The following is a 2,307-nucleotide window of genomic DNA, read 5'->3' on the forward strand; positions in this document are numbered from 1 at the left end:
GTTCTGGTCCTGGGTATCGGCAACGAGCTGTTGGGTGACGACGGCGTCGGCGTGGTCGCGGCCCGGCGGCTGGGTGCCGTCCCCGTCCCGGGCGTGGAGGTGCTCGACGGCGGGACGCTCGGGCTCATGCTCATGCCCTACCTGGCCGGCCGCCGGGCGGTGCTCATCCTCGACGCGGTGGCGAGCGCGCAGGGCCGGCCGGGTGATGTGATCGTCATCGGGGACGGCGACGTGCGGCGCGGCCACGGAGTGCGCGCGAGCGCGCACGACGTCGGTCTCGTGGACGCCCTGTCCGCGGCGGAGCTCGCGGGCTGCGCTCCCCAGCATGTCGCGCTGGTCGGCGTCGTGCCCGAGTCCATCGCGGACCGCTGGGGGCTGAGTCCGTTGATCGACTCCAGCGTCACGGAGATGGTGGCCGCGGCCCGGAGCATCCTGGCCGGCTGGGGAGTGACAGATCGGGGAGCGCAGGTGCCCACAGATGCATGAGGCCGGTCTCGCGCGGGCCGCGGTCGCCGCGCTCGTCGACGCGAGCGCGGGAGCACGGGTACGGACGGTGGTGCTCGCGATCGGCGGCGGCGTCGACATCGACGCCGCCGCCGCGGCGTGGCACGGTGCGGCCACTGGCACCTGTCTCGAAGCCAGCCACGTGGAATGGCGCAACGCGGCCGACCGGCTGCGCTGCTTCGCCTGCGGCTGTGAGTACGACGGCGGACGTCTCGATCCGTGCCCGTCCTGCGGCGGCAACGGGATCGTCATCGCGGCAGCGGACGAGCTGGCCATTGTCGACTGGATGACCTGACCGCGCCGGCCACGAGCCGAGCCGATGATCAGCAGGGCTGGTGTCAACGCCAGGCTTGGATCAGATCGGCCGGCCCCCAGTGCGCCGCGAGGGGGAGGCTGTCGGCGACGCCGCGGCGGGAGACCGCCACCAGGGGTGTTCCAGGCTCGACGCCGGGGACGGCGAGCATGTCGCGGACAAGGCTGTCGTAGTCACGCCGCCCAAAGGGCTGGTTCTCCAGCCATGTGATGGAACCCAGGAAGTGGACCTTCCCCGCGGCGGGTGCGCGGTCGGCACCGACGATGTCGATCTCGGGATTGTTCTGGCGGTTCCACCAGCCGCCGATCGCTTCGGTGCCGGGCCAGGCCTCGTCCGGTAGCAGCCGAAGAAGGGCTTCTCGGACGACCGGTTCGACGGCCCGGCCACGCCAGGTGGTCCACGAACGTTCGATACGGGTGAGGACGACATCACCGCGGCCCCGCTCCACCAGCGGAATGCCACGGTCGAGAAAAGTCAGCCAGAACCGGAGGTAGGGGTCCGCGATCCGGTAACGCTTGTTCTTCGTGTCGGGCCGGCTGGACAGCGGGCTGTCGGCCGCGACGACCTGCTTGTCGAGCAGCATGGTCAGGATGGGGGACAGCGTGCCCGACGCCAGCGGGCTCGCTCCGCCGGCCGCGGTGGCGATCGCGGTGAAAGTACGTTCTCCGCTGCCGAGCGCCGCCAGCACGGCGCGGGCCTGGGAGGCTTCGGGAAACTCCCCGAGCAGCGTGAGCTCACCCGCCATGAGCAGCGGGGACAGCGGGTTGGCGAGCGCTTGGCGGAGGTAGTCGTCACGGCTCATCCCGCCCTGCCATGCCTGGACAACCTCGGGAAAACCGCCGGTGATCAGTAGTGCGTCCATTGCGTCGCCGGCCGGCAGCCCGGTGATGGACTGGACGTCGGCCAGGTGCAGTGGCCGGACGATCATTGTTGCCGCCCGTCCGAAGAACGGGCGGCCGTAGTGCCCCAGCGCCTCCATGACGGACATGTCACTGCCCACGAGGAGGAGCAGGACGGGCTTCGCGGACAGGTGGCGGTCCCACACCGTCTGCAACGCGCCCTCGAACTCACGGTCCTGCTCGACCAGCCATGGCACCTCGTCGATCACCGCGATGCTGGGTGTGGCGTCGGGGACGGCGACGGCGAGAGCGCGCAGGGCGTGGTTCCAGTCGGCCGTGCCCATGCCCGCGGCGAGTTCCGCGCCGGGCAGGGCGGACTGGGCCAGTGTCTCGGTGAAGTCGGTCCGTTCCGCGATGGGATTGCGGCCCCGCGTCGCCTGGAAGATCACATACGGTACGCCCGAACGATCGCAGAACTCCTGGGCCAGCCGGGACTTCCCCACTCGGCGCCGGCCAGTCATGATCAGTGCGCGTCCGCGGGTGCCGCCCTGGCCGGTTGCCACCTGCCGGAGCTGGCCGTCCAGGAGATCGATGTCGGACGTCCTGCCGCTGAATTCCACGGTGCTGCTCCCCGCTCAACATAGATCGCTT

General features: G+C 70.8%; 3 protein-coding genes. 2 read left to right on the forward strand and 1 reads right to left on the reverse strand.

Annotated features, from left to right (window positions below; translation table 11 throughout):
- Together MJ785_RS13050 and MJ785_RS13055 are read left to right on the forward strand one after the other, a co-directional pair.
- Nucleotides 1-486 (forward strand): HyaD/HybD family hydrogenase maturation endopeptidase (locus MJ785_RS13050; protein ID WP_239308866.1); only part of this gene is annotated, 486 nt, incomplete at its 5' end.
- Entirely contained in the window at nucleotides 479-799 is a 321-nt protein-coding gene (locus MJ785_RS13055; protein ID WP_239381128.1) for a hydrogenase/urease maturation nickel metallochaperone HypA, read from the forward strand. The genes MJ785_RS13050 and MJ785_RS13055, both read left to right, overlap by 8 nt.
- A gap of 43 nt (nucleotides 800-842) precedes the next feature.
- Here MJ785_RS13055 and MJ785_RS13060 read toward each other — a convergent pair whose 3' ends face one another.
- A complete protein-coding gene (locus tag MJ785_RS13060; RefSeq protein ID WP_239381130.1) occupies nucleotides 843-2,276 on the reverse strand; it encodes an ATP-binding protein in 1,434 nt (477 codons plus the stop codon).
- Nucleotides 2,277-2,307: the final 31 nt, after the last annotated feature.

This window comes from Protofrankia sp. CiT1 (genome assembly GCF_917627335.1).
Lineage (GTDB): Bacteria > Actinomycetota > Actinomycetes > Frankiales > Frankiaceae > Protofrankia.

What these genes read in the sequence shown, in the direction of transcription:
- MJ785_RS13055 (WP_239381128.1), top strand. Translation starts at nt 479, where the DNA reads ATGCATGAGGCCGGTCTCGCGCGGGCCGCGGTCGCCGCGCTCGTCGAC.